This is a genomic window from Fulvivirga ligni (genome assembly GCF_021389935.1).
Taxonomy (GTDB): domain Bacteria; phylum Bacteroidota; class Bacteroidia; order Cytophagales; family Cyclobacteriaceae; genus Fulvivirga; species Fulvivirga ligni.
The window spans coordinates 1,041,258-1,067,408 of record NZ_CP089979.1; the positions used below are offsets into that span (position 1 = coordinate 1,041,258).

The window sequence follows — 26,151 nt, forward strand, 5'->3', positions numbered from 1 at the left end:
GTGATGCTAAATATACGCATTAATTTTTGAAATGTTACAAAAAAATGGCAAACAGCCTTATATTATTGTGTATTTTTCAATATTGACAGTATGGAATTAATCAATTGGGGTGATTTTGAGAGAGTTAATATCTGTGTAGGTACAATCATCAAAGCAGAAGAGTTCCCCGAAGCGCGAAAACCCGCATACAAACTTTGGGTTGACCTGGGTGACGCCATTGGGGTGAAGAAATCGAGTGCTCAAATCACCCACCACTACACACCTGAAACCTTGATCAATAAACAAGTGCTCTGCGTGGTGAACTTTCCAGAGAAGCAAATAGGTCCTTTGTTATCTCAAGTTCTGGTTACAGGTTTTCATGATCCTGAAGGAAATGTAGTGCTTGCTACACCAGATGCCAAAGTTCCAAACGGCACCAGATTACTGTAGCTATGGCTTCCGGGCTAACCATCAGGACTTTTAAGCCATCAGAACTAACAGAAATGTATCTTGCTTTTCTGGATGCCTTTTCAGATTATGAGGTGCCCTTTCGGCTCTCCAAGGAGCAGTTTGTTAGAAAATTTGTGCAGAAGCTACAGATAGACTTTTCTCTTTCCGTAGGCGCTTTTGACTATGATGCCCTGGCTGGCTTTATCTTTACTTCGGTAAGTTATTATAATGGCAAGCTTACAGCTTATAATGGTGGTACTGGGGTGAGACCTTATTATCGGGGACGCAAAATTCCTGCGGAAATGATCAGTTTTCTGATCCCGCGCTTTCAACAAAAGCATATTAAGAGATGCATACTAGAGGTGTTGGTTAATAATAATAAGGCCATAAAGTCTTATGAGTCTATAGGTTTTGAGAAGACGAAACTATATAAATGCTACCAACTTAAGGAAGCAGATTTCAGTGACTTTATACCCCAGGTAGATCTGGAAATTTTTTCAGTAAAATCTCCTAACTGGGAGCTGTACGAAACCTTTCTGGACTATCCACTCTCATTTCTGGACTCTAACGCCATGGTTAATGCGAATATTTCCAATGAAACTATCATAGAGATACACAGCGACTACAAGTGTGTTGGGTACGTGATTTATCAAACTAGCTTTAACAGAATAAGTCAGATTGGTGTTAGCAAAGCCTACCGTGGCAAAGGTGTGGGTAAGAGCTTGATCAATTATTTGGTGAATCAACTCAACGGCAGCACACTATCCATTGTTAATGTAGATGAACAAGTTGAATCCCTCAATGGATTTCTAAATCATTTAGGTTTTCAGAATCATCTGGACCAATATGAGATGGAACTTGCTTTGTAAAAGCAGTACTATTCAATAGTTTTAAAGAAAATTCCAGGCCATTTTTTATGATAACTTTCCAAGAGCTATCTGGTATTACCGGGGGCAACATATTTTCTGATCGGGCAGATGAAGAAATAAAATATCTTATCACAGACAGTCGAAGATCATTCTTTGCTAGGGAAGCCTTGTTTTTCGCCATTCCTGGTAAGCGACATGATGGTCATGACTACCTTTCTTCTGCCTACAAGCAGGGTATTAGGCAGTTTGTGGTACAGTATAAACCAGATCTAACTTCATTCCCTGAAAGTAATTTTTTGGTAGTAGATGATGTAGTGGGCGCCTTGCAAGCTATTGCCGCGCATCATCGTGCTCAGTATCAATTAAAAACAATTGGAATAACTGGCAGTAATGGTAAAACCATTATTAAAGAATGGCTTTATCAGATGCTGATTCCTTATAGAAAAATAGTAAAAAGTCCTCACAGTTATAATTCTCAGATAGGTGTGCCGCTTTCGGTATGGCAGATTAATAAGGAGCACGAAATAGGAATATTTGAGGCCGGGATAAGCACTACTGGTGAGATGAAAAAAGTGGCCGGAATTATTCAGCCTGAACTAGGGATCTTCACAAACATTGGCTCCGCACATGATGAAGGCTTTACCAGCACCGAGGAAAAGGTAACTGAAAAAGCCTTGCTGTTTGAAAAGGCCAAAAAAGTGGTTTATTGTAAAGATGTGGAGATCATTGATAGGGCGCTTAGCCACAAGGGATTTACCTGGGGATATTCTTCAGAAGCTGATTTGGTCATTGAGGACCTAAAACTTTATGATAGCTTCAGTGTGGTACATTTAAAATGTAAAGACCAATCCGAAAACCTGTCAATCCCTTTTGTTTATAAAGCCTCCGTTGAGAACTGCATGCATTGTGTGGCTACCATGAAGCTACTGGGCTTTTCATTCTATGAGATTCAGGAGGGCTTGAATAAGCTGCAGAGTATTTCTATGCGCCTGGAAATGAAGCGCGCTATTAATGGGTGTTCCATTATAGATGATACTTATAATAATGATTTTGCCGGTTTGCAGATAGCTTTGGAGTTTGTGTCTCATCAAAAGCAACAGCTGAAGAAAACTGTTATTTTATCTGACATCCAACAGAGTGGGGTACCTGAAAAAGAATTATACCAGCAAGTCAATAGCCTGTTTAATGCTGCAGGTATTCAAAAGTTAATAGGGATAGGAGATCAGCTCTCCAGCAATAGTGATTGTTTTGATATTCCAGCGGCCTTTTTTGTTGATACCGAGGAATTCCTTAAAAATTATGACATGAGTGAGTTTCAAAATGAGCTCATTCTGGTGAAAGGTGCCCGGAGCTTTATGTTTGAAAGGCTAGTGAAAACCCTGGAAGAAAGAATTCATGGTACACAGCTGGAGATCAACTTGGATGCCCTCACGAATAACCTCAACTTTTACAAATCTAAGTTAAAGGCAGAGACTAAATTAATGGTAATGGTAAAGGCTTTTGCTTACGGAAGCGGAAGTCTGGAGGTAGCCAATTTTCTTCAATTCCATCGCATAGATTATCTGGGTGTGGCCTATCCTGATGAGGGTTTTTATTTAAGGCAGCATGGTATTTACCTGCCGATTATGGTGATGAACACCAGTGAAGACAGCTTTGATACCATTCTTAAATATGATCTGGAGCCGGAGATTTATAATTTCAATATTCTACAGAAATACATCACTCATTTAAATGGCAGGGTTTCGCCCATCCATTTAAAGTTGGACACTGGAATGCATCGCCTGGGTTTTGAGGAGCAAGATTTAGATAAGCTAATAAATCTGCTTCAGGCTCATCCTAATTTACAGGTAAGGAGCATATTTAGCCACCTTGCCGGGGCAGACGAAGAGCGGCATAATGATTATTCTTACGATCAGGCAACTAAGCTAAAAGAGTGGTCAGACAGGATCAAAAAGGCACTAAATATTGAGGTCATTATTCATTTGTTGAATTCTCCGGGTATTGTGAGATTTCCGGATTTACAATTCGATATGGTTCGTTTGGGTATTGGTCTTTATGGCTTAGAAACCAATAATCAGGAGCAGGAAAAATTACAGCCTATTGGAAAGCTTAAAACTATTATTTCACAAATAAAGACTTTGCATAATGGAGAAACCGTGGGTTATGGACGCCATGGAAAAATAGATGGTGAAAAAAGGATTGCCACTATTGCCATTGGCTATGCTGATGGTTTTAGCAGGGCTTTTAGCAAAGGGGTGGGTGAAGTTTGGATTAATGGAGAGAAGGCACCGGTGGTAGGAAATGTTTGTATGGATATGACCATGGTAGATGTTACGAATATTCCAGCGCAAGAAGGAGATGAAGTAGAAGTTTTTGGTGAGCACCTTACTATTTCAGAAGTGGCTCAGAAGATTAATACAATACCCTACGAGATATTAACCAATGTGAGCCAGCGTGTAAAGAGAACTTATTATGTCGAATAATTAGAATCCGATCATACTTATAATAATCAGGATCAGTATGAAAATGATAACAGCACCAGGGTTATTTCTGCCTTTTTCTGCTAGTTGATCATATCGGTCTTGTCCAGGTTGTGTTTCAGAAATGATTGCTTCTACGTCCTTTTCGGCTTTTTTTAGATAAAGAACATTACCATAAAAGGCAAGTAAAATTCCTACGGCTAGCATCCAAAAGAGATCAAAATAAATTTGATATGCACCTAGAGCGAACTTTTCAACAATGAAATCCTCAGCGAAACCAATTACAATCTGGGTGCCTAATAACACAAAGCCAGGTACATATAACTTTTTATAGAACATCCACAGTAGCCCAAATAAGAATGGCCAGAAATTGAGAGAGTAAGAGCGCTCGTTTTTTAGAGCTTCTATTTCTCTTAAATAGTAATCCGCATCATTGCCAAAATAGGCCCTGTAATATTTTTCTTTTTCATTCCCCTCTTCAATAAAATTCTCATCTAAAGTTTCGTCAATCATGCTTTCCTAACTATCAAACTATTTAAATTCTCTTGCCGTTAAAGATAGCAAATTTCATATTATGAGAAGGGCAGTGATTTTATTAGCGGTGTTACTAACTGGTTGTAACTTAGATAGTGAGAAGCGGGTTAACCTGGAAGATTTTGACTTCAAAACGGGAGACGACACCGAGATCTTTTTCAAAAATGTAAGACAATACTATTATGATCTGGAGGAGAATAAAGAGGCTAAACTGAACATTTTTCGCTATGAAGATAGAGTGGTTAATGCCGAGCATCCACTATTGAATTTGGCCATTGTTATCAATTATTTGCAAGATGAAGCCTCTTTGATTTTGGAGCCTTCAAATTTTAATTCAGATTCTGCTATCCGACTTCAATTTAAAGACAATAAAAATTCTGTGGAGAAATTATCGCTTACCGAATTTAATAGAATGGAGATGCTGAAATTTGCAAATGGCATTTATGAAGCTCTTCTTTCTAAGAAAAGGGTTTTTCTGGAGATAGCCCCTGACAAGCTTGAGCCTATTTTGGTAGATTCTAAAGAACGGGAAGCCTTTAGAATAACCGTTTCGGATTATTATAGGCTTACCCGTTTATATTAGTTCATCAAGTTTTATTTACTAAAACCGCCTTCTTATTATCAGAGGTTCTTACTTGCTTGAAGAATTCCACCACATCAGAATATGTTTCTGGGCTATAAATACCTTTGTTGATGGTGAGCTTTCTATAATAGATCAGTTGATTTTCCTTTTTCTCAACCTTCATTTCGTAAGCTCCAAATGGATATTCGATTGAAGTTTCTTCAGGAACATAATCCACATGATAATTAGCTGGTAGCGTATATGTTATGGTGTCTGCAGTGATAGATGATGAAGAAAATTTAACATCCCTTTTTCTATTTTCTGTTTTTGGCGGAACATAACTTCTGGCATCAAGAAAATTAAGTGGTAAGAATATTCTTTTACCACTAACTGATGCTAGCTTTCGCACTATGATGTCTGCTTCTAAGTCTATTGATGGTATTACATCCTTTGTTTGAGTAAAGTCATACTTTTGCAGCTCATAGTCAGATATATGCAGGCTTTGGTGAAGCCAGTCTTTACGATCCTTATCAGTGAGGGTAAGATAATGTTCCAGGCCATTGTATTCAGATCCGGCTCCATTGTAATTAGTATGTAACTTCGTGAAGCCATTACCTTGTTCGTCTAATTCTACCTTCACATTACTGGCTATCATGTTGTTTTCATGATCGTATGAAGGTGTGCGCACTATTTTGCCTCCTTCTTCCGTAATCATAAGTACATTTCTATCACCAGTAAATTTCCCCATATAATTGAATGGATTAGTTTGGCTGGTACATTCCAACCAAATAGTATCCGCCTCATCAGGAACAGCCAGAATAATATGGTTAAAGCTATCTGCAGGAAAGTTTTTATTCATTTCTTTATAAGTGGAGCCCGCAGATACCAGGGTATAGTAAGATTTGATTCCTATGCTATTCAATAGCGCTTGGGTATAATTAACTAATGCCTTACAATCTCCATAACCCACTTCATCCACAACTTCAGCTTTTATAGGTTGAAAACCTCCTATTCCCAATTGAACACTGACGTATCTTGTTCTTTTCTGCATATACTCATAAACTGCCTTCACCTTTTCCTTCTTAGTAGGTATACTTGCTGTTAAGGCTTTGACTTCATTTGCCGTTTTGTCCGATATATCACTCCTTCCCTTATTCAGTTTCATTTGCCATTCTGCCAAGCCATCCCAGGATGATAAGCTACCTTCGTACCCTTCAAAGGAAAAATTCGAAGGACTTGTAAGTACTATTGGAGCTACATCTTGAATACCTCTACTATACGCCTCAATCTCTATGGTAGGGTGTTTTGATAATGTCCATTTATAAGATATGCTGCCGTTAGCTTCTTGTGACTCAAAAATTCCTTTAGGAATGTTTAGTTCAAGAAAATTGGGAGCAAGATTTTTAGGACTGTTTATAGTGAATTCTGCTTTTTCTACGCTTATATGTTCCTTGTGAATGGGATACCAATCAGGTGATATATAGGTAGTTTTAAACTTCTGTTCATACTCAATATCTATGGTATATGGGTAATCTTTTTGCCCCAAACTTACCCATTGGACACGATCATCCTCATATAATGAATAACCAGAAATATAACTTTCATCATTGATGTCGGATTTTTTTAATGAATATACTTCCTTACCATCCTTGTCATATACATGAGCGTCAAAATGTGTTATCTTCATGTAATCGTTATACATGGCATCTAAATACGCGAGGTCAGAGGCTTTCTCATTTAATATGGTTATTACCTGATGAGTCCGCTCAACACTTTCTTCCATGCCCAAAATGCTGTATTCCGTAGAGTTGAGTCTATAAATGGCATAAGCTCCTTTTTTAAGCTCTTCAGGAATGCTGCTTACTGGATATTTTGGGTCTTTCCCCAAGCCATAAGAGGCTGAGTAAGCAATTAGTGCTATTAAACCAAAAATCAGCTTTTTCATTATTAGATTTTCTTAAGTACTACCTGTTCAGCTTCTTTAGCTACTACCTGTGCATAAAACTCTCTAAGGAATATATATTCGTCAGTAGAAAACTCAACTTTATTAATAACAAATTTGGAGCTAACGGCAAGGTATTCACCAACTTGATTTACACTATAGACAAAGAGACCTCCATTATTAGGTAAGCCTATAGCCACTTGTTCGGGCTTTTCTTCTACTTTGTAACCTGCAGGAAGTTTAATTCTAAAAGTTAGAACCTCTTCTATTGGTGCCCCAAAGCTTACAGGGAACAACCTATCTTTGGTTTTAAAAATGTTGCTCTTCATTCTGCCATAAGGTAGGGGATTTAAATAGATGATATCTCCCAAAGACTCAGCATATGAATCTTGTATCATATCTATCTTTTCAACTACTGCAGCTTCTAGATCTTCTGCTCCTGTGATATCATGAGAATCAATAGCCCATTGGTCATGATTTTCTGAAAATGTCTTTTTATACTCATCTAAATCTTTCTTGTTGTTTTCCTTAAAATCTATTGCTTCATAACCAGCCTTGGATAAGCTAACCTGACCCGATAAAGTGCCGCTTTCATCTAGTTCCAGCATAGCAAATACTTGTGTTTTATGACTGGAAGATGCATTCAAGTCTACCCACCCGAAATTGTCCGCAGATATTATCATACCTTGTCCATTAAGGCAGCTTTTGTCCAGGGTGTTGAATGGTAAATGCTTTTCACTGGCATCAAGAAGGTATTCCTTGTCACCATCTTTTACTAAGCAAATGGTATAATTAAAATTAGCTTGCATGGCGTAAATAGGATGTAGTCTACCATGTTTTCTGGTACTCAACCTTACAGGCATGGCATTGAATCCAGCTTCGTTACACATGGCTATTACAATGAAGTTGATATCTACAGGAAAGCCCTTTTTAAGATTATAGATTCTTCTCAGACCTTCACTGATCACATCATAATCTACTTCAAAAGTATCTCTTACATATTCATAAATAGCCTTTATTTTTTCTTCATTAGTTGTAGCGTCTTTGGTTATAAGATCCACATCATCTTTAAGAAAATTATTTGATTCTAGTCTTTTACCATAAAAATCACCCTCTGCCCAGTGTTTGCTCAAATGAGCATAACTGTTTGGAAGGTATCTTTTACTCATGGTTCCTGGTATGTCTATTCTGTTAAGCTCGAACTTAATTTTTGTAATATAGTCATCCTGACAAGCGAGATAAGGTTCTTCTTTGAATGCAGGTACATTCTTCGCTACAAATTTTTCCACATTTAGTCTGAAGGTAGCATCACCGTATCTTCCATTCTCGAATTTTTGTTCATAATCTGCTAAAGGAACGAAACCAGATTGAACCTTTTTATAATCAAAATATTCAGGAAGTGCTACTACATATTCACTGTATAACACAGGTATAGTTGACTGAAAATACCAAGTAGCTAAGCTTCCCCAACTACCATAGTTTACTTCATAAGTATATTCAATTATAGAGCCTTCTTTTACATCAGGTAAACTAAATCTCATCTGCTTTACATCATCATCTACGTCTTCGATGAATGCATCTTTTCGTGCGAACTTGGACTCAACTATCTCACCATTTACAAGATTGTAGGTAGCGGCTTTGAATTTTTCAATTCTATCATTGGCTCCAAATGGTATTTTTATGGTTCCTTGATCTAATTCAGAACTATTCAGAATTTTGATCCGGATATGATTTTCAATACTGATGTCAAAATTGTGATCAAATGATGTTTTTCCGTAATTGAAAATCATCACAGCGCCAGCCGATGAATCAATAGGGTTTTCGGTCATCTTCAGGTTTTCCATACTGATTTTGCCGAACTTCTGGGGACTTTGTGCTACTGCCAGATTTATAACAAAAAAGGCAGCCAGGGTAAAAAATAAAGGTTTAGCCAGACTCATAAACATAATACTTTAACAATATAATTTTTAATTAAACCTGCAATATAATACGATTTTTGAATAAAGTCACATGTTTTTCATCAAATGGATGTTAAGAAATTAAATTTCATGCGAATCATATGGGTTTGCTATCTTTGGGCATGGCTAAAGCAAAGACCTTATTTTTCTGTCAAAACTGCGGGTATGAGTCTGCAAAGTGGCTAGGGAAGTGCCCTTCTTGCGGTACTTGGAATAGTTTTGTAGAGGAATTAACCAAGAGTAAATCTACTTCAGCTGATAAAAATGAATGGCGTGCTCGTGGTGGCAGGCCTGCGGCGGCACCTAAAAAGGTGGCTGAGATAACCCATGAGCGCGAACTACGGATCAACTCAAAAAATAGTGAGCTCAATAGGGTCCTTGGAGGAGGAATTGTGCCAGGTTCTGTCGTTCTGATTGCCGGTGAGCCCGGTATCGGTAAGTCTACATTAATGCTTCAGATAGCTTTAACGGTGAATTGCAAAGTGCTTTATGTATCTGGTGAGGAAAGTGAGCAGCAAATAAAAATGCGTGCTGATAGGCTGGATAGCATGAAATTGGCCGCTGATGAATGCTATATTCTTGCTGAAACTGATACAAATGATATTTTTACGCAGGCCGAGGAGCTAAAGCCTGATGTACTTATTTTAGATTCAATTCAGACCCTGCATTCTGCTAACGTAGAGTCTGCGGCAGGGAGCGTGAGCCAGGTGAAACAGTGTACAGCCGAGCTTATCAAGTTTGCGAAGGAGACCAATACACCTGTTTTTCTGGTGGGACATATTACTAAGGAAGGGGCTATTGCCGGGCCGAAGGTTCTGGAACATATGGTAGACACGGTTCTGCAATTTGAAGGGGACAGACATCTTTCTTATAGAATTTTAAGAACTACAAAAAACCGTTTTGGATCTACCTCAGAATTAGGTATTTATGAAATGTTGGGCTCCGGCCTTCGAGAGGTTAGCAATCCATCTGAAATATTAATATCTCAAAAAGAAGGCGATCTAAGCGGGGTGACGATAGGGGCCACCATTGAGGGTAACAGGCCTTTGATGATTGAAATTCAGTCTTTGGTGAGCACGGCTGCTTATGGCACACCTCAGAGGAGCTCCACTGGTTTTGAGCCTCGTAGGCTCAATATGCTATTAGCGGTACTGGAGAAACGCTGCGGCTTTAGACTTGGATTACAAGATGTATTCTTAAATATGGCTGGCGGTATAAAGGTAGAAGACCCAGCTATTGATTTGGCTGTTTGTTGTGCAGTGGTTTCCTCTCTAGAGGAAATTTCCATACCTGAGAAAGCTTGCTTTGCTGCAGAAGTGGGGCTTGGAGGCGAATTGAGAGCAGTGAATCGTATTGAAAGTCGAATAGCTGAAGCAGAGAAATTGGGTTTTGAAGAAATTTATATCTCAAAGTTCGGAATGAAGGGGGCAGAGCAATCAAAATTTAAAATTACAATTAAACCATTCGCTAAAATCAATGATGTTTTTAGTGATTTGTTAGGATAGATATGGAAGAGTTTTTTCTTAAATACGGGATTGATTCTGAGACTTTTAGGATCGTGGTTTTGCCACTGATGATATTTTTTGCCAGGATCTGTGATGTTTCTATCAATACCTTAAGAATAATCTTTGTCATGAGTGGGAAGAAAATGGTTTCTACTCTCCTTGGCTTTTTTGAGTCACTGATTTGGCTATTGGCCATAGGGCAAATTTTTCAACATATAGATAATGTCTACTCCTACATTGCTTATCCTGCCGGTTTTGCCTGTGGAATATTGGTAGGTATGTTAATTGAAGAGAGGCTGGCCTTAGGAAAAGTAGTGGTAAGGATCATTACCTCAGATGATCTTTCAGGCATTCTAGAGTATATCCATAAAAAGAATATTCGTTATTCCATCGTGTCATCCGAAACGCGTGCTGGTGAAGAGAAGCTTCTCTTTACGGTGCAAAATAGAGATAACCTGTCAGAGTTCCTGGATCATATGCAGGAAAGCCTACCCAAGGCCTTTTACACCGTGGAATCCGTTAAAAATGCCAGTGAATCAGGGATTTTAGTGGAAAAACCTAGCCGAAGAGGCATAGGTACATGGTTAACTTCTGTGAGGAGGAAGTAATGCTTACTTTTTAATGAATTTATAAGACTCACCATCAATCATTAAGAAAAAAACTCCTTTTGGTAGTGATGAGACATTAATATAATCTGATTCAACAGGAAGGTTATACTCTTCCCCTTTCATGTCTATTATGGTAATGAAGTGAGATTGTAGGTCTGCCCCTAAATAAAACTTGTCTGTAACTGGGTTAGGGTAAGGTTTCAGAGAGGTTGTTTTTAATTTACCGACTGATGTAATTAACTCATTAACATTGGGAGCTAAAAGTTCTGGTTCTTCCGTTTCTTGAGTATAAATTAAGATGGGCATATCCTTTACCAAAGAGTCAGACTCTAAATAATTGGTCGACCTCAAGACCACAACGTAGGGATTCTCTCTAGCCATCATTTCATTTATTTGTATTTGAAGCGTGATTGTATCTGAATTTCTCTCTAAGGAAGCTGAGTTTAGGTCAGAAAACACCTCGAACCCTGAATCTCCAGATTGAATTTTGGAAATAAATGAAATAGACTTACTGCTACCTGCTGGTATAATTAATGAATTATTTTCTCCTAGACCTGAATTTTCAATAGTGTTCAATTCCATTTTACCTTCTATATCTTCTAGTATAATTTGAAAGTCTCGAATCACATATCCGATAAGCTCATAGTTGTCTCCTATCTTGGTCCATTGCGATGTTTTTAAAGCAAAATTATATTCGCCAATCATGTCATTAGCGGTGGTCTTCCAGGTAAATTGGCCAGTAAGAGGGTTAACAGAGACCTCATTTGGAATGAAATATCCTTCTGAAACCTGGTTGCGACCTTGTTGGCATGGAACCAGGTCGTACCTCAGTTTAATTTCAGATGGAGAAAGGTTTTTTGAGGCAAGGGAATAGTTTAAGGTGTCTCCAAGCTGGCCTTTGAATAATAAAGGAGCTAATGTTTTTGGTGCAGGACTAGCGATTAATTTATCAGATGGTAAAACGAGTAAAGATTCTATATAAAATAATTTATTTGCCGAATTGGGCAAGTTAACCACATTCTCATTGCGGTTAGGCTCTGAATAGTAGAGGAGGTAGTTGCCTGAAGCACAATAATTGTGATTTACCGAATATTTGGAATAAGATAAGCCATCTTTGATTTTAGTGCTGCTAATGGGTGGTAGTTGAATAGAAGTACCGTCGCCAAAATGAAGAGTGCCTTCTCCAAAACTCACCTCCGAAGTATCGTCCATGTAGACGGTTATCGTAATATTATAAGTTTGTGTAGATTCATTTAATAATTCATATGTTATTTCACCTGCCCTCAAGTGTGTGGCATATGAGGTGATGCTAGCCATCAGAATGACCAGTAATGATATAAGTGTATTTTTTATCATTATTATAATCTAAAAAATAAAATTACTCACATTATTTGACTACTCAAAGCCTTTTAGGCCTTGTAATCCTCCCGTATGAATTGCCAATATCCTACTATTCTCTTCAAATAAATTTTTCGAAATCATATCAAAGAGGCCATACATCATCTTGCCTGTGTAGATAGGCTCTAACTGAATGTGGTAGTCTTTTTTAAAATCATTAATGAAAGCCATTAATTCGGGTTTTACTTTCGCATAGCCTCCAAAATGATAGTCATTGATTATCTCCCAGTTTTGAAAATCGCATTGATAACCTGAAAGCAACTGCTTTACCTCATCAGTGAGGAAATTGCCTTTTAGTGAGGAGAAGCCTATAATTTTTGCATTACCCTTCATGCCTGCAATAATGCCTGAAATGGTGCCGCCGGTACCTACAGCAGAGCATACTATATCAAATGATTTCACCTGATCATCAATAATTTCTTCACAACCTTGTATAGCAAGATTATTGGTGCCTCCTTCAGGTACCAGGAAAAATTCGCCGAACTGATCACGCAGCCTCTGAATAACATCAGCCTCTTTTTTTAACCGGTAGGTGCTTCTGTCCATGTAGGAAAGCTGCATGCCTTGTTCTTGAGCAAAGCTTAAGGTATGATTAAGAGGCAAATGTTCTTCTCCTCTAATGATGCCTATAGATTTAAACCCTGCTTCTTTTGCGGCAGCTGCAGTGGCATAAATATGGTTAGAATAAGCACCTCCGAAAGTGAGCAGGGTGTGATGTCCTTGTTTTTTGGCTTCTTCCAGATTGTACTTGAGCTTTCTCCACTTATTACCAGAAACATGAGGGTGTATTAGGTCCTCTCTTTTTATAAATAGTTGGACCTTCTTTTGGGTTAGAAAATCACTTTTAAGTTCTTGTATTTCAGGCTTCTGGTAAATTTTAAGCATTATTTTTTCTGCTCCATGCAATCTATAGTGAGGTTTAGCATGGCTTTCACACCAGTGATTAGCCCGGCCTCATCAATATAGAAATCTGGTGTATGATGTCCGCCCAAAGTTATTTCCTGCTTTTTAGAATTCAATGGCTGACCACCCAGGAAAAAGTATAATCCAGGTATTTTTTCTTGAAAGAATGAGAAGTCCTCTGCTCCTGTTACGGCATCAATCAGCTGCACATTTTCTTTTCCAGCTGCCTTTTCCAGGCTAGGCACCATCTTGTCGGTCAGTGCTGGATCATTGTAGGTAACGGGCACCATCTTTTGGATATGTACTTCAGCAGTGGCTCCGGCACTTTCGGCAATTTTGGTAGCAGTAAGAATTATCTTTTTGTGAATCAAAGCCTGCATGGCGGTGTCCAAGGTTCTTATGGTACCTGTCATTTCTACTTCCTCGGGCACAATATTAAACCTTACTCCTCCATTTATTTTACCCACAGTAATTACAGCGGCTTCTTTGGTAAGCATAGTTTGTCGGCTAATAATGGTTTGAAGGCCATTGATGATTTGGGCTGAAACCACCACAGGATCTACACCATTCCATGGAGATGAACCGTGTGTTTGTTGTCCTTTTACTTTAATAGTGAACCTATCTGATGCAGCCATGGCGCCTCCTGGTTTATAATTTATTTTGCCAATAGGCGTGCCAGCGCTGATATGCAACCCAAAAATCACTTCTGGTGCAGGGTTTTGTAGTACTCCTTCTTTTACCATCAGGTCAGCCCCACCTTCTTCACCTGGAGGCGCTCCCTCTTCGGCAGGTTGGAAAATGAATTTAACGGTTCCTGGCAGGTCAGATTTTATGCTGGTCAGCACCTCAGCTACCGCCATCAATATGGCAATGTGCGTATCATGACCGCAAGCATGCATTACGCCGGTTTTTACACCACCATATTCTGTTGTTACTTTTGATGCAAAGGGAACATCTGTTCTTTCGGTTACCGGAAGGGCATCAATATCTGCTCTTAACGCTACTACAGGGCCGGGTTTTCCTCCTTTTAAAATACCAACTACTCCAGTTTTAGCTACACCTGTTTCTACTTTCAGGCCTAGAGATTTTAAGTGTTCAGCAATCTTCTTGGCGGTTTCAAACTCACGGTTAGAAAGCTCCGGGTGTTCATGAAAATAGCGACGCCATTCGATAACTTTATCTTCTATTTTTATAGCCTTCTCAGTGGCTTTTTTAGATAAATTAGATTGTGAATACGCATAAGAAAACAGGATACAAAGCAAACAGGTAAGGTAGGTTCTCATTAATATTTAGATTGATTCGTTTCAATATAAATATTAACCGCCTATCGTTTAAGTAATTACCAGATTAATTGTTGGCAGATTGCTTTAAGCTGGATAATGACAAGTTAATTTCCCCGCCGGCTGACTTAATAAAGAGTTCACCTGGGTAATTGCTCTTGTCGCCTATTTCACCTGTAATCCTAACGTCTCTTTTCTTTTCGTCCAGATAATCTGTTTTAGTCTTGGCATTTTCTTTTGGTAGCCTTATGTCTTCTTCCCTTCCAGTAATGTCAATCTTTAAGTAGCTGTTAGGGTAAAATGCCAGGTTAATGTCTGTATATCTGCTTTCTACATTTATTTTATTGAAGCTAAAGGGTATACTTTTAATCGACATATACCCATAAGTCAGGTTTAAGTCTGCTGTTTTTTGAAGTTCTTCTATTTCTATCTCTGAGAATGTTGACTTACCCTTGATGCTATTGAGATTCTGAAAAACAAGTTTCCTATCACTTCTAGAGTCTATAATAATATTTTCTGCCTCTTCAATGATCAGAGCTGATGAGCTACTTTGTAAGTCTACCTGTCCTAACTTCTTAATTTCACCCTCTACAGATTTTAAAGTAAGTCTGCCCTTCTTAAACTCTTTAATGCGAATATCTCCATACCCAATATCTATTTGTGAGTACGCATTAATTCGGTTAGCTCGAAGGTTCCCATGCATAATTTTGATGTCGCACTGGCCTGAGAGCTCTTGTAAATAGACATCTCCAAATTTATTATCAAGCTCCAAATGCATGGTGGCAGGCATGAAAATTTCGTAGTCTATTTCCAGCTTGTTCTTACTCAAAATGGTTTTAGAATAGTCATTAATGTTATTCCATACTTCTTTGAAGAAGCCTGATTTTCTATCTAGCAATGTTTCCATGGTAAGGTATTGACCAGTCTTATTGAAGTCAATGTCTACCCTATCTAGCATTTTTTGAGCATCTTCCTCGTCTTTTCCAAAGCCGGTAATGGTAATATTCACCTGCACCGAATCTTTTTCCCAGGTGCTGATCACCACTTGGCCGTATTTATTAAAGACTTCTAAATAGCCATTGGCAGGCATATCATAGGCTTTTTGAATTTTTTTAGTGCTCTTATGATCGGTGCCACTATTAGCCTTGGCCACAAAACTTATGCACAGTAAAAGTGCCAGGCAATTAAATATTAATTTCATCATCAGTGGTTCCTTCTTTATGTTTCCTTATCTCACTAATTATCTGCTCCAATATTTGCAATTTAATTCTGTAGTTGGTGATCATAGCGTCTATAACCTCCTCATTATCAGCGTTATCTTTTAGGTCATTCTTCAGCTCAGAGTAGGCACTATCCAGTACGGATAGGTTTTGCATTACTTCCTGATCTACGCCGGTATCGCTCGCTTTTATATATTGTAACTTTTCGGCCACCTGTTGAGAGTAAAAGTATTCGGTTTCTGCCAGTTCAGGAGATATTTCATGAAGTGCGAAACCATCCCTCGCTTCCTCAGTTTCAGTAGATATGCTCCAGACCAGAAAGCCAAGTCCTACTGCCACAATTACAGCAGCAGCTATTTTACCAATTACATGCCAAGGGTCTATTTTTCTGGTATTCAGGCCTTTGTCTATACCGTCCCACATCTGATCAAAATCTGTTTTATAGATTTCGAATTCCTCCCTCCTGTTTTGGACAGTTTCTTTTAAATGATCTTTCATATTCAGGTATTTACGTCCAATAATTTTCTGATCTTACTCTTGGCTTTGCTATACTGAGCTTTAGAAGCTGATTCACTAATGCCTAAAATCTGCCCTATCTCTTTATGATCGTAGCCCTCAAAAAGGTAAAGGTTTAACACTGTTCTGCACCCTTCGGATATGTTATCAATCGCTTGAAGTACCTTTCTTGCTTCCAGGTCACAATAATCCATCTCTTCAGAAGGCTGTTCTTCAAAGTCATGATGCTCCTCTAACTCTGTAGTGAGCAATCTCTTTTTCTTAATGGCATTCAGGCAGTGGTTAATCACTATTCTTTTAAGCCAGGCACCAAAAGTAATCTCATTTTTTAATGTGTGGATAGATGAAAAGGCTGTGATGAATGCATCTTGCAATACATCTTTGGCTTCTTCTTCGCCACCCATCATACGCCTACAGATATTATACATAGCACCAACATAGAGCTTATAGAGCTCATTTTGGGCTTGTCTATCTCCGCGCTGGCATCTTTCTACCAGATAAATATGTATAGTCTTCTGTTCGGGAGCCACTTAAGTGTTTCGTTACTGGAATGACAAGGCAAGTATGGGCAGGTTTCCAATTTTCTGAAAAACATTTTAGATATCCCATCGTTGTTCCTCGTATGATTATACGAAACAGGTCAAAAAAATCTATCAAATTTAATGGAAGGACACTATGCCTGTTATTCGGTTTCATATGCCTTGGAGCTTCATTAAAAGCTCAGCAAATTACTTATAAGCTAGAATGGCGAGGCGACTCCATTGGCTACATGACAGCTAAAAAGGTAGTGCAGGGCAATGTCACTAACTACGAAATAGAAAGTAAAACCAAAATAAGGATGCTACTAAGTTTCGAGCATTCTTCTTTATATAAAGCTAAATACACTAATAATTTTTTAGAGTCTTCATTCTGCAAAAATGTGGTTAATGACAAAACCAAGGCAGAAACCAAGGTGACTTTAAGAAATGGTATCTATGAAATTGAGTGTTTAGATGAAGACGATAAAACTCTTCAGGAAAAAATATCAGAGAGCATAGTAGGCTTATATTTCAATGAGCCGACAGGAAATAGGCTTTTTTCAGAGAATTATGGAGGCTATTGTGATCTGCGAAAACTGAGCAATCATAGCTATGAGCTGGTAAAACCAGATGACAATACTAATATATATTACTTCGAGAATGGGCTTTGTGTCGGAGCGACATTTAATTTAAGTCTTGCTACCATCAAGGTGACCAAAGTCAATTAAATTTCTACTATAATTTCTTAAATAGAAACATTTTATCGGGTAACTTAGCCTTTTTACTTTAACCACCTACCCCTATGGAGAAAGAAATTTTCACCCTAGATAAACTTGATTCCTTACATCTACCAAACATCATTGTATGGGCAGCTCCTGTGATGATCTCCTTGGTGGCGCTGGAATGGTTTATCAGCTTTAGGCAAAAGAAAGATTATTACGACTCTAAAGACACTTTATCTGCTACATTTATCGGACTAGTAAACGTAGCTATGAGTGCGGGGTTAAAAGTACTGACCTTTGGTATCATTTTATTTTTCTACAATTTGGTGCCGTGGTCTATTCCTCCTACATGGTGGTCTTATGTGCTGTGCTTAATATGGATTGATTTCTGGAGATACTGGGCTCATAGAGTAGGACATGAGAATCGTTTTTGGTGGGCTACGCATGTTACTCATCATAATTCAGAGAAATATAATTGGTCTGTTTCTTTCCGTTTAAGCTGGACCCAACATATTAAAGTTATTTTCTTTATTCCTGTGGCACTTACAGGTTTTCATCCGGTAGTTTTCTTTATCTGCCATCAGATAGAGGTGCTATATCAGTTTTGGATTCATACCGAATACATTCATAAGTTGCCTCGTCCTATTGAGTATATCTTCACCACACCATCTCACCACAGAGTGCACCATGCCAGTGATGAGAAATATTTGGACAAAAACTATGGTTCTACTTTCATCATATGGGATAGAATTTTTGGCACCTTTCATCCAGAAGAGGAAAGACCTACTTATGGTTTAACGGAGCCAGTGAAGACTTATAATCCTGTTACGCTAAACTTCCATGAGTGGAAAGATATTTATCATGACGTGAAAAAAAGTAAGTCGTTTAAAGAGGCTTATTTTATGATGTTTGGTAGTCCGGCAAAAATTGCCGCTCATAAAAAGGCTCTTTTAATGAAGCAGCAGGAAGAGGCTGTGGAGGCACGAAAGACACAGCACGCCGCTTAATTATATTTGATTACATTTTTGATTTATCTATGAAAGTACCTCCTTTTCACCTGGCTTTTCCTGTTTCTGACCTTGAAGAAACCAGGAAATTTTATACTGAAATTCTAGGCTGTAGTACAGGAAGAAGTTCTGATCATTGGATAGATTTTAATATGTATGGCCACCAGGTAGTAGCTCACCTTAAGCCTGAAGAGGCGGGTAGTGCTACTACTAATGAGGTGGATGGCGATAACGTGCCGGTGAAGCACTTTGGTGTTATTCTGCCTTGGGAAGACTGGGAAAAACTGGCTGATCAGCTCAAAGCCGCTGGTATAAAATTTATCATAGAGCCACATATTCGCTTTAAAGGACAGGTTGGAGAGCAAGCCACTATGTTCTTTTTAGATCCCAGTGGAAATGCTCTCGAGTTCAAGTCATTTAAAGATGAAAGCCAGATTTTCGCCTTTTAATCTTATTGCTGAAAATACTCCTGCAGCTCTTGTAAAGTAGTAGGTGTGGTAACGATATCTTTTATCACTTCACCTTTTTCCAGAAGAATTATTCTATCACATACCTCAGTAACGTGTGTCAGGTCATGGCTGGAAATGAGGTAGGTAACGGCGTTTTCAGTTTTATAATCAATCAGTAATTTTTTCAGCTTTATTTGCGTACTTGGGTCCAGGTTAGCAAAAGGCTCATCCAGAATTATGATCTCAGGGTGGCCTAGAAAGGCTGCTGCAATACCCACTTTCTTCTGATTTCCTTTAGAAAGGTCTCTGATGTATTTCTTCTGATTTCTAATTTCTCCATTAAATATATGATCGAATCGCTGAAGAGAGAGTTCTATATCGGCGGGTGACAACTTGTAGAGTCCACCTACAAACTGAAAATACTCATCAGGAGTAAGGAAGTTGATCAGAAAGCCTTCGTCCAGAAAGGAACCTGTAAATGTCTTCCACTCATCTCTGCCTTTTACGGGCACATCTTTTAATATTACCTCGCCTTCATTGGCCAAAATGAGATCTAAAAGCACCCTGAACATAGTGGTTTTCCCGGCTCCATTGTTACCCACTACGCCAACGCTTGAGTTGGTGTTTATTTCAATATGAGGTAGGTTCAGTACGGGTGTTCCGTTATATACTTTTTTTATATCTTTTATTTCAATCATTATTCTTTTCTTAAAGAGCTCGCAATGAGGTATTTGTAGTTATTAAACCTCTTCACTAAAATGTTTACAAACATGTTTCTGAGTAAAATTCCTATAAAGCCTATCAGGCCTATCATCAGAACCCCGATCAGAGGTATATTCAGTAGGTGGAAAGCAAGATAGATTAGTAAAGGCATGACCAAACAAGGTAAGATCAGTAAAAATTGGGCTGCACCCGTGCCTTCATAATTAAACATGCTCGATTTGGTAATATCAATCCGCTTAGGCTTTTTACCAGTAAAATATAAAATGAAAAATGAGTTTATACCCATATTAAATAACACCGCTATGATGTGAATAAGAATAATTTTATATCCGAAATAGACATATGGCAGTGTCAGCGCAAAGCAAACCAAAGAGCCATAATCAAACAGTTTCATTTTACTTTCAACTATTTCTCTGTAAGTCAGATTTTTAGTGAGGAAGGTGTCGAAATATGAGCTTTCCCAGCTAAAGCTAAATTGGCCATAGTTAATCATAAAGCCTCCAGTCATAAATATGCCCACGAAAATGAGCATCCCAAAGCCATCCATATATTCATCTTTTGTGTAAAAGAGTAGTCCGTAAAACATAAAGAAGAGTACTATGGTAATTAAGGATCGCGGTCTTTTATTTCTAAGGATCAGCTTAAGCTCCAATGAGATCAGCTGATCTTTGAACTCTGGATTAAAATTTAACCACCCCGGATTTTTGGTGCTGGTTTTGGCCTCATCAGGGTAGAATGAGTTTTTAAATCCAAAGAAATTCAGCAAGTAAAATCCTGCTAAAGTCACAATCAGAGCTGCAGGCAGCACAAATGAAGTGGTAGAATATTTTATAAATTCCCTTGATAAAGCTCGGAAATCGAAAAGCTGAAGCTTATCCAGGAAGAATATAGTTATAAGTGCACCAAGAAATATAAAGATGATCCAGGGCTTGTTATAAAGGGCCTTTTTAAGGTATACAATCAGAAAGCTATTGATCAAAGAAAGCAGGTATATTGATATCATCCAGCTCATGGCCATAGCTGTGCCATATTCAGGTGTCACTTGCTTAAAGGTGAACGGCACCAAAAGGAAGAGTGGCATTATATTGAATAGGGTGAATACCGAACGGATCATTACATAATGAATGATTTTCGATCTTTTAATCGGTAAAATGAGATAAGGCTGCACTTCCATTGCCGGTATGTCTTGCAAATAAAACCTCATGACCAATTCTGTCATGAAATAATAAAGCACCAGGCCGGCATATATGTCAATTACATTCTGATCGGGGAAGAATGATAACAGTATTTCATCCAGGAAAAAGCCTGCTACCAAGAGATACAGAACCATCAATATGATAAGAAAAAGAAGGATTGCACCCAGGGTTTTGTTCTTTCCCCATGATGGTGATCGCCTCATTTTCTTGGATTGATGGCTAAAAATCCATTTGAACATAAGTGTAAATTAGAGGGTTAAGCGTTAATTAAAGCCGATTGATTTTCAATAAAATAATTTTTAAACGTTATTTGAGATAGACTAAGCCAAATTATGCATAAATATATTCTAATTGCAACTTTATCCTTACTAATCGGACAGATTAAGGCTCAAGATAAAAGGCCTATAATTGATATTCTAGATTCCCTTCAGTACACGGCTGATATGCCGAAAGACATCCTGAAAACCAAGTCGTTAGTGTTGGTAAGCGTACCTCCCAAAAGCACTAGCCCATATATTCGAGGAAACTGGCAGGCACTGGCAGAAGAAGCTCAGCCAGGCTTTAGCCGTGCCGGTTTAGATGCTGTAGTTTATTATCATGTAGAGGACATTTATAGTGGTAAAGAATCCTTCGATGCCTTTGCTGAGAACTTCAACAAAAGAGAGATCCCTAATGTGATATTTCTGATTCGTGAAAATGGCATCAACAAGATTATTCTTACAAATATGCATGATGGTGCTACTTTGGTAAAAGCAGGCCAGCAAGCCTGGAAAACTGAAAATAAAGATCTGTCGGTGGCTATGAATAATCTGTACAAAGCTGCCGGAAATGCATCTCAAGCCAGAGAGAATTTATTAATTCCAGAGGTGCCTGAATTTGGTGAGATGCCAAGAGTAATCAAGGCCAGAAGAGGTGAATATTATGATCTTAACTTTTCTTCTGAAAAACTGGCCATTCCCATATTCGCAGATACTTCAAAAATTAACCTTGTAATGGGCAACTACCCTTATAAGTATGGCTTAGTAGACCCTGAAATGGAAGAGAAAAAGATGCGGTCAGAGGGCTATCAGTATGTGCTATATTTTGTGCATTCTACCAGCAAATCTGTTAAGGAGATGTTAGAGTATCCTATTAAAGAGTCTGAGACCGCCTATATTTCTGAAGTAATCAAGGATGGTGAGTCTAAGGTGACTTCTAATAATATAAATACACCGGTTTATAAGTTTTATATCAAGCACATTTATTCTGGAAATATATTTTTGGGTAAAAGATGGGATGCGGCACCTAAATGGGAGGATGCGCTTAACAACTACATAGACAACCTCAAAAACGAATTAGTTAGAAACTAACTATTCCTAAGCTACGGTAAAATTAGAAAGAGATGAAGAAGATATTGATAGGAATACTTTGCCTGGCAGCGTTAAGCTATGGCTGTAAAAAGACCCCGGAAGAAAACCCTGCTATGGAGGCTGACGTACAGGCCTTTTTAGATGATTATACTAACGAATTTCTAAAGCTTTATTATGCCTCCTCCAAGGCGGAATGGGCCTCTAACACTCATATTGTGGATGGAGATACTACCAATGCTTATGAAACAAGAATGGCCAATGAAGCCTTTGCAGATTTTACTGGAAGTGAGGAGGTTATTAATAAAACCAAGGAGTTTTTAAAGCATAAAAATGAACTGGACACACAGCAAGTAAAGCAGCTGGAAGCGATTTTATATAGTGCTGCTAATAACCCAGCCACTGTACAGGATGTGGTGAAAAAGAGAATTAAAGCAGAAACCATTCAAACGGAAAAATTATTCGGTTTTGATTTTAAGATTGGACCAAAGTCCGTTTCTACTAACGAGATAGACAACATCTTAAAAGACCAGAAGGATTTAATTCTACGTGAGGCGGCCTGGGATGCAAGTAAAGAAGTAGGCAAGAACCTAAAAGGTGGCCTCGACACACTACGGGCCCTTAGAAATGAGACCGTTCGGGCCTTAGGCTATGATGATTATTTCTCTTACCAGGTTTCAGACTACAATATGGGTGTAGATGAAATGATGGCGCTTAACCGTAAGCTGGTGGAGGATGTGTGGCCATTATATAGAGAGCTACACACATATGTGCGTTATGAGCTGGCTGAGCAGTATGAGGTTTCTGTGGTACCAGAAATGATTCCTGCACACTGGCTACCCAATCGCTGGGGTCAGGATTGGTCAGGCATTATCAATGTAGAAGGCATCAACCTGGATAAAGCATTAGAAGAGAAAGGTTCAGAATGGCTGGTTAAACAGGCCGAGCGATTTTATGTAAGCTTGGGTTTCGAGAATTTACCACAAACTTTCTATGAGCGTTCCAGCCTATATCCGGCTCCTGAAGGTGCTGACTATAAGAAGAATAACCATGCCTCTGCCTGGCATATGGATTTAAAGAAGGACGTAAGGAGCCTGATGAGTGTAATACCGAACGCCGAATGGTATGAAACCACACACCACGAGTTGGGGCATATTTATTATTATATTTCATACTCTACACCAGAAGTACCACCATTGCTGAGAGGAGGTGCCAACAGAGCTTTTCACGAAGCCATCGGTAGTATGATGGGGCTGGCTGCTATGCAAAAGCCATTCTTAAGTAATCTGGAGCTCATCCCGGCTAATGTGAAAACTGATGAAACAAAGGCCTTATTAAAGGAGGCTTTGCATTACATTGTGTTTATCCCTTTTTCAGCAGGAGTTATGACTCATTTTGAGCATGATTTATATTCTAAACAGCTGCCTATCGATGAATTTAATCAGAAATGGTGGGAGTATAAGAAAACTTTTCAGGGCATAGTGGCTCCCACTCCAAGAGGGGAGGAATATGCTGATGCTACTTCAAAAACGCATATTAATAATGATGCGGCGCAGTATTATGATTATGCATTGTCCTACGCCTTACTATTCCAGATTCATAATCATATTGCGAAAGAGATTTTGCATCAAGACCCTAGAGCAACTAACTATTTTGGTAGTAAAGAAACAGGGGCCTTCCTTCATAATATTTTAAAGCAGGGAGCTACTGAAGACTGGCGCAAATTATTAAAAGAAGCTACTGGCGAGGACATTAATGCTAAAGCCATGTTAGAATATTTTGAGCCCCTTATGGACTACCTTAAAAAAGAAAATGAAGGCCGGGAATATACACTTCCAGTGAGGCCGATTTTTAATTAAATGGTGGGTGTTCGAATAGTTCTAATTCTTATTTGTCAGTTCATGCAAAACCGAAATGCCATTGATTTGAATTATACTTCGGATGAAGAACTTTTAAGACAGATTAGTGAAGCAAGGGACCATTTAGAATCTCTCAAAATATATATTAGGGATAATGCAAATACCTGGGTAGTTTATCCGAGGACTCCTAAGGCTCAGCAAATGCCTTCGTTTACCATAAAGAGGCCAATTGATAGGTTACCAGCTTTAGGTGAACTCCCAAAACTCAAGAGTCTGGATATATCCTTTCTTGGTCTCAAATCTCTTCCAGATGACCTGAATCAGTACGCTACGCTAGAGGAATTAAATATAAGTTTTAATAGCTTCAAGTTTTCTGATGTACTAAATAATTTAATGATGCTAAAAGGATTGAAAACGATCAAAGCTTACGGTATTATGACGAACCAGGATGAAGTCCGATTATTAATACAAAAAAATCCTGAGTTAAAAGTATATTATACTCAGGCGCAGTTTTTGGCAGAAGTGGAAGAGCTCAAGCGAATGAAGAATTAAAATTCACCTCTTTACATAACAAAAAATAACCCTCATAAATATCTGATATTCAGATATTTATGAGGGTTATTTTATTTTTGGCACGCCTATTGATTATTACCTATCAAGAGTTATTAACTGACGTCACTTTATAACTTCTTTGGTTCATGAGACTATTTAATTAGAGGGTTTCATGTAGATGTTAAATCTAAATTATACGGACATGAAGAAGGCAACTTTACTTTTGATATTTGCAGTATTAGCAATGAGCAGTAGTATGGCAGCAGAGAAAGCCGCCGCTACTTTTAGAACCGCTAAAGGTGAAAAAATACAGGTGATCATTAACAATAAAGTGATTAATCATCAGCCCAAGAAAATAGTTAAAGTTCAAGGTGGTGGAGGTCTGCTTGATGTTAAAATTAAGGTTTATAAACCTAATAAAACCATCACTTTCAGAGACCATTTAGATATAACTCCAGGGTTTAAAAGCGACTTTACCGTGGTTAAGCTAGGATCGAAGAATGCAGCTATTGAGAAGACAGGTATTACTAGAATGTATAATAACCACTATCGTAGACCGGAGAGCATTTACAATAGAAGATATTATTCTATAGTAAGTGAAAGTGATATGAATACGCTGATGAACAGAATGAATCGTGCTTATACAGATCAGTCTAGGCTGTTAGTAGCAAGAAACGGTATTGGTGATAAGAAGATAACTACTTATGATGTGAATGAGATATTGGCATCATTAGAATACGAAGATTCTAAACTCAAATTTGCCAAGTGGGCTTATAAGAGAACTTTAGATCAAAAGCAATATGAAGATATCTATGGTGCTTTTCAGTATAGAACCAGCATCATGGAGTTGGATAGGTTTATTTATGGTTAGTTAATGTGTTGTGTAGCTGCCTCGCCCCCGTGCGAGGCAGCACATTTTATAAACAACTCTACTAACAATGATCAATACTAGCGCTGCCTGCACCCTCACCACACACCTTCTCGCGTGTCTTTTCCAAATCTATGGCAGAATAACCGCTAGTACTTTTAAAATCCTTCATACTGTAAACAGAGTTTACAGAAAAGTTATAGTTACTGTATGTTCTATTAGTTTTTGAAACATCTACTTTCAGAGTTTCATCACACCCGGGAGCCCAATCTCCGTTGCTGATCAATTCTATCTCGTGAGATCCCGGTTCTATTTCTAACTTATACGTTCCGTTGTTATCAGTATACACCTTCTTGTCTCCTATTTCCAGGGCCATCCCTGGCAAAATCTTCTCCCCCACATCGTAGATACAGTTATCATTAGCATCTACATATACTACACCTGTAATCATGGTTGTTTCAGGTTCCGTAGCATTTTCTACTGCAAATAGATTGATTGAAGTACTGAGGATTGCTGCTGTTAGTAATAATTTTTTCATGATTAACATTTTCTATGTATTATCACGATATGTGCCTATTTTAAAATCATTTGATTATCAGTGAGTTAATGATTTTAGGAGCTTCCAATTTTTCCAAATTACTACTTTTCAGTCCTAATTCTGGAAATTAGATTTAGGTAGGTTTTGTCGAAAAAGTGAATAAAATTCA

25 protein-coding genes are annotated in these 26,151 nt (G+C 38.3%); 13 read left to right on the forward strand and 12 right to left on the reverse strand.

Annotated elements, in window-relative coordinates; genetic code table 11:
- Nucleotides 1-90 precede the first annotated feature (90 nt).
- The 3 genes from LVD16_RS04640 to LVD16_RS04650 are packed head-to-tail and all read left to right on the forward strand — an operon-like array spanning nt 91 to nt 3,781.
- A complete protein-coding gene (locus tag LVD16_RS04640) occupies nt 91-429 on the forward strand; it encodes a tRNA-binding protein (protein WP_233772554.1) in 339 nt (112 codons plus the stop codon).
- Nucleotides 430-431: 2 nt separating this feature from the next.
- Nucleotides 432-1,298 (forward strand): GNAT family N-acetyltransferase, encoded by an 867-nt coding sequence (locus tag LVD16_RS04645; RefSeq protein ID WP_233772556.1) that lies wholly within the window; start codon nt 432-434, stop codon nt 1,296-1,298.
- 47 nt (nt 1,299-1,345) lie between these two features.
- Nucleotides 1,346-3,781 (forward strand): bifunctional UDP-N-acetylmuramoyl-tripeptide:D-alanyl-D-alanine ligase/alanine racemase, encoded by a 2,436-nt coding sequence (locus LVD16_RS04650; RefSeq protein WP_233772558.1) that lies wholly within the window; start codon nt 1,346-1,348, stop codon nt 3,779-3,781.
- Here the strand turns inward: LVD16_RS04650 and LVD16_RS04655 are convergent, their stop codons facing one another.
- Nucleotides 3,782-4,291 carry a DUF2628 domain-containing protein gene (locus LVD16_RS04655; RefSeq protein ID WP_233772560.1) on the reverse strand — a complete coding sequence of 170 codons (510 nt, stop codon included), beginning with the start codon at nt 4,289-4,291 and terminating at the stop codon, nt 3,782-3,784.
- A gap of 61 nt (nt 4,292-4,352) precedes the next feature.
- Between LVD16_RS04655 and LVD16_RS04660 the strand changes: the two genes are divergently transcribed.
- Entirely contained in the window at nt 4,353-4,895 is a 543-nt protein-coding gene (locus tag LVD16_RS04660) for a hypothetical protein (protein ID WP_233772562.1), read from the forward strand.
- 4 nt (nt 4,896-4,899) lie between these two features.
- Here LVD16_RS04660 and LVD16_RS04665 read toward each other — a convergent pair whose 3' ends face one another.
- Together LVD16_RS04665 and LVD16_RS04670 are read right to left on the reverse strand one after the other, a co-directional pair.
- The gene (locus LVD16_RS04665) at nt 4,900-6,819 is read right to left on the reverse strand and encodes a DUF3858 domain-containing protein (protein WP_233772564.1); all 1,920 of its coding nucleotides are present in this window, start codon (nt 6,817-6,819) and stop codon (nt 4,900-4,902) included.
- A gap of 2 nt (nt 6,820-6,821) precedes the next feature.
- Entirely contained in the window at nt 6,822-8,756 is a 1,935-nt protein-coding gene (locus LVD16_RS04670) for a DUF3858 domain-containing protein (protein ID WP_233772565.1), read from the reverse strand.
- Between the two features lie 140 nt (nt 8,757-8,896).
- Here LVD16_RS04670 and radA point away from each other — a divergent pair, with 140 nt between their 5' ends.
- Together radA and LVD16_RS04680 are read left to right on the forward strand one after the other, a co-directional pair.
- Complete coding sequence (gene radA / locus LVD16_RS04675; RefSeq protein ID WP_233774568.1) at nt 8,897-10,279, forward strand: DNA repair protein RadA; 1,383 nt, start codon at nt 8,897-8,899, stop codon at nt 10,277-10,279.
- Between the two features lie 2 nt (nt 10,280-10,281).
- On the forward strand, nt 10,282-10,887 hold the full coding sequence (locus tag LVD16_RS04680; protein ID WP_255697841.1) for a DUF2179 domain-containing protein: 606 nt from the start codon (nt 10,282-10,284) through the stop codon (nt 10,885-10,887).
- A 3-nt stretch (nt 10,888-10,890) separates the two neighbouring features.
- Here the strand turns inward: LVD16_RS04680 and LVD16_RS04685 are convergent, their stop codons facing one another.
- From LVD16_RS04685 to LVD16_RS04710, 6 genes are all read right to left on the reverse strand, one after another.
- Nucleotides 10,891-12,243 (reverse strand): T9SS type A sorting domain-containing protein, encoded by a 1,353-nt coding sequence (locus tag LVD16_RS04685; RefSeq protein WP_233772567.1) that lies wholly within the window; start codon nt 12,241-12,243, stop codon nt 10,891-10,893.
- A gap of 39 nt (nt 12,244-12,282) precedes the next feature.
- A complete protein-coding gene (locus LVD16_RS04690) occupies nt 12,283-13,170 on the reverse strand; it encodes a 1-aminocyclopropane-1-carboxylate deaminase/D-cysteine desulfhydrase (protein WP_233772569.1) in 888 nt (295 codons plus the stop codon).
- The gene (locus LVD16_RS04695) at nt 13,170-14,471 is read right to left on the reverse strand and encodes an amidohydrolase (protein ID WP_233772570.1); all 1,302 of its coding nucleotides are present in this window, start codon (nt 14,469-14,471) and stop codon (nt 13,170-13,172) included. Before LVD16_RS04695 ends, LVD16_RS04690 begins: the two co-directional genes overlap by 1 nt.
- Nucleotides 14,472-14,535: 64 nt before the next feature.
- Complete coding sequence (locus tag LVD16_RS04700; protein WP_233772572.1) at nt 14,536-15,672, reverse strand: DUF4097 family beta strand repeat-containing protein; 1,137 nt, start codon at nt 15,670-15,672, stop codon at nt 14,536-14,538.
- Nucleotides 15,653-16,186, reverse strand: coding sequence for a hypothetical protein (locus LVD16_RS04705; protein WP_233772574.1), 534 nt, complete (start codon nt 16,184-16,186; stop codon nt 15,653-15,655). The genes LVD16_RS04700 and LVD16_RS04705 overlap by 20 nt, the downstream gene beginning before the upstream one ends.
- A gap of 2 nt (nt 16,187-16,188) precedes the next feature.
- Nucleotides 16,189-16,734 (reverse strand): RNA polymerase sigma factor, encoded by a 546-nt coding sequence (locus LVD16_RS04710; protein WP_233772576.1) that lies wholly within the window; start codon nt 16,732-16,734, stop codon nt 16,189-16,191.
- Nucleotides 16,735-16,754: 20 nt separating this feature from the next.
- Between LVD16_RS04710 and LVD16_RS04715 the strand changes: the two genes are divergently transcribed.
- From LVD16_RS04715 to LVD16_RS04725, 3 genes are all read left to right on the forward strand, one after another.
- Nucleotides 16,755-17,450 carry a DUF6134 family protein gene (locus LVD16_RS04715; RefSeq protein ID WP_233772578.1) on the forward strand — a complete coding sequence of 232 codons (696 nt, stop codon included), beginning with the start codon at nt 16,755-16,757 and terminating at the stop codon, nt 17,448-17,450.
- 74 nt (nt 17,451-17,524) lie between these two features.
- Nucleotides 17,525-18,451: a sterol desaturase family protein gene (locus LVD16_RS04720; protein WP_233772580.1), complete on the forward strand. Its 927-nt coding sequence runs from the start codon at nt 17,525-17,527 to the stop codon at nt 18,449-18,451.
- Between the two features lie 29 nt (nt 18,452-18,480).
- Nucleotides 18,481-18,900, forward strand: coding sequence for a VOC family protein (locus LVD16_RS04725; RefSeq protein WP_233772582.1), 420 nt, complete (start codon nt 18,481-18,483; stop codon nt 18,898-18,900).
- A gap of 2 nt (nt 18,901-18,902) precedes the next feature.
- Here the strand turns inward: LVD16_RS04725 and LVD16_RS04730 are convergent, their stop codons facing one another.
- Together LVD16_RS04730 and LVD16_RS04735 are read right to left on the reverse strand one after the other, a co-directional pair.
- On the reverse strand, nt 18,903-19,598 hold the full coding sequence (locus tag LVD16_RS04730) for an ATP-binding cassette domain-containing protein (protein WP_233772584.1): 696 nt from the start codon (nt 19,596-19,598) through the stop codon (nt 18,903-18,905).
- A complete protein-coding gene (locus LVD16_RS04735) occupies nt 19,598-21,022 on the reverse strand; it encodes a DUF5687 family protein (protein ID WP_233772586.1) in 1,425 nt (474 codons plus the stop codon). Before LVD16_RS04735 ends, LVD16_RS04730 begins: the two co-directional genes overlap by 1 nt.
- Nucleotides 21,023-21,151: 129 nt before the next feature.
- Here LVD16_RS04735 and LVD16_RS04740 point away from each other — a divergent pair, with 129 nt between their 5' ends.
- The 4 genes from LVD16_RS04740 to LVD16_RS04755 all read left to right on the forward strand — a co-directional run bounded on the left by LVD16_RS04740 (nt 21,152) and on the right by LVD16_RS04755 (nt 25,447).
- On the forward strand, nt 21,152-22,168 hold the full coding sequence (locus LVD16_RS04740) for a hypothetical protein (protein ID WP_233772588.1): 1,017 nt from the start codon (nt 21,152-21,154) through the stop codon (nt 22,166-22,168).
- 32 nt (nt 22,169-22,200) lie between these two features.
- Complete coding sequence (locus LVD16_RS04745) at nt 22,201-24,024, forward strand: M2 family metallopeptidase (RefSeq protein WP_233772590.1); 1,824 nt, start codon at nt 22,201-22,203, stop codon at nt 24,022-24,024.
- Nucleotides 24,025-24,066: 42 nt separating this feature from the next.
- Nucleotides 24,067-24,576 carry a hypothetical protein gene (locus LVD16_RS04750; protein ID WP_233772592.1) on the forward strand — a complete coding sequence of 170 codons (510 nt, stop codon included), beginning with the start codon at nt 24,067-24,069 and terminating at the stop codon, nt 24,574-24,576.
- Nucleotides 24,577-24,778: 202 nt separating this feature from the next.
- A complete protein-coding gene (locus LVD16_RS04755; RefSeq protein ID WP_233772594.1) occupies nt 24,779-25,447 on the forward strand; it encodes a DUF4476 domain-containing protein in 669 nt (222 codons plus the stop codon).
- A 61-nt stretch (nt 25,448-25,508) separates the two neighbouring features.
- Here the strand turns inward: LVD16_RS04755 and LVD16_RS04760 are convergent, their stop codons facing one another.
- Entirely contained in the window at nt 25,509-25,982 is a 474-nt protein-coding gene (locus LVD16_RS04760; protein WP_233772596.1) for a hypothetical protein, read from the reverse strand.
- Nucleotides 25,983-26,151 lie beyond the last annotated feature (169 nt).

Coding starts and splice junctions, on each gene's coding strand:
- LVD16_RS04700 (WP_233772572.1), bottom strand. CDS start 15,672: ATGATGAAATTAATATTTAATTGCCTGGCACTTTTACTGTGCATAAGT.
- LVD16_RS04705 (WP_233772574.1), bottom strand. CDS start 16,186: ATGAAAGATCATTTAAAAGAAACTGTCCAAAACAGGAGGGAGGAATTC.
- radA (WP_233774568.1), top strand. CDS start 8,897: ATGGCTAAAGCAAAGACCTTATTTTTCTGTCAAAACTGCGGGTATGAG.
- LVD16_RS04715 (WP_233772578.1), top strand. CDS start 16,755: ATGACAAGGCAAGTATGGGCAGGTTTCCAATTTTCTGAAAAACATTTT.
- LVD16_RS04720 (WP_233772580.1), top strand. CDS start 17,525: ATGGAGAAAGAAATTTTCACCCTAGATAAACTTGATTCCTTACATCTA.
- LVD16_RS04640 (WP_233772554.1), top strand. CDS start 91: ATGGAATTAATCAATTGGGGTGATTTTGAGAGAGTTAATATCTGTGTA.
- LVD16_RS04660 (WP_233772562.1), top strand. CDS start 4,353: ATGAGAAGGGCAGTGATTTTATTAGCGGTGTTACTAACTGGTTGTAAC.
- LVD16_RS04750 (WP_233772592.1), top strand. CDS start 24,067: ATGCAAAACCGAAATGCCATTGATTTGAATTATACTTCGGATGAAGAA.
- LVD16_RS04655 (WP_233772560.1), bottom strand. CDS start 4,291: ATGATTGACGAAACTTTAGATGAGAATTTTATTGAAGAGGGGAATGAA.
- LVD16_RS04680 (WP_255697841.1), top strand. CDS start 10,282: ATGGAAGAGTTTTTTCTTAAATACGGGATTGATTCTGAGACTTTTAGG.
- LVD16_RS04760 (WP_233772596.1), bottom strand. CDS start 25,982: ATGAAAAAATTATTACTAACAGCAGCAATCCTCAGTACTTCAATCAAT.
- LVD16_RS04735 (WP_233772586.1), bottom strand. CDS start 21,022: ATGAGGCGATCACCATCATGGGGAAAGAACAAAACCCTGGGTGCAATC.
- LVD16_RS04665 (WP_233772564.1), bottom strand. CDS start 6,819: ATGAAAAAGCTGATTTTTGGTTTAATAGCACTAATTGCTTACTCAGCC.
- LVD16_RS04650 (WP_233772558.1), top strand. CDS start 1,346: ATGATAACTTTCCAAGAGCTATCTGGTATTACCGGGGGCAACATATTT.
- LVD16_RS04695 (WP_233772570.1), bottom strand. CDS start 14,471: ATGAGAACCTACCTTACCTGTTTGCTTTGTATCCTGTTTTCTTATGCG.
- LVD16_RS04725 (WP_233772582.1), top strand. CDS start 18,481: ATGAAAGTACCTCCTTTTCACCTGGCTTTTCCTGTTTCTGACCTTGAA.
- LVD16_RS04740 (WP_233772588.1), top strand. CDS start 21,152: ATGCATAAATATATTCTAATTGCAACTTTATCCTTACTAATCGGACAG.
- LVD16_RS04690 (WP_233772569.1), bottom strand. CDS start 13,170: ATGCTTAAAATTTACCAGAAGCCTGAAATACAAGAACTTAAAAGTGAT.
- LVD16_RS04730 (WP_233772584.1), bottom strand. CDS start 19,598: ATGATTGAAATAAAAGATATAAAAAAAGTATATAACGGAACACCCGTA.
- LVD16_RS04755 (WP_233772594.1), top strand. CDS start 24,779: ATGAAGAAGGCAACTTTACTTTTGATATTTGCAGTATTAGCAATGAGC.
- LVD16_RS04670 (WP_233772565.1), bottom strand. CDS start 8,756: ATGAGTCTGGCTAAACCTTTATTTTTTACCCTGGCTGCCTTTTTTGTT.
- LVD16_RS04645 (WP_233772556.1), top strand. CDS start 432: ATGGCTTCCGGGCTAACCATCAGGACTTTTAAGCCATCAGAACTAACA.
- LVD16_RS04685 (WP_233772567.1), bottom strand. CDS start 12,243: ATGATAAAAAATACACTTATATCATTACTGGTCATTCTGATGGCTAGC.
- LVD16_RS04745 (WP_233772590.1), top strand. CDS start 22,201: ATGAAGAAGATATTGATAGGAATACTTTGCCTGGCAGCGTTAAGCTAT.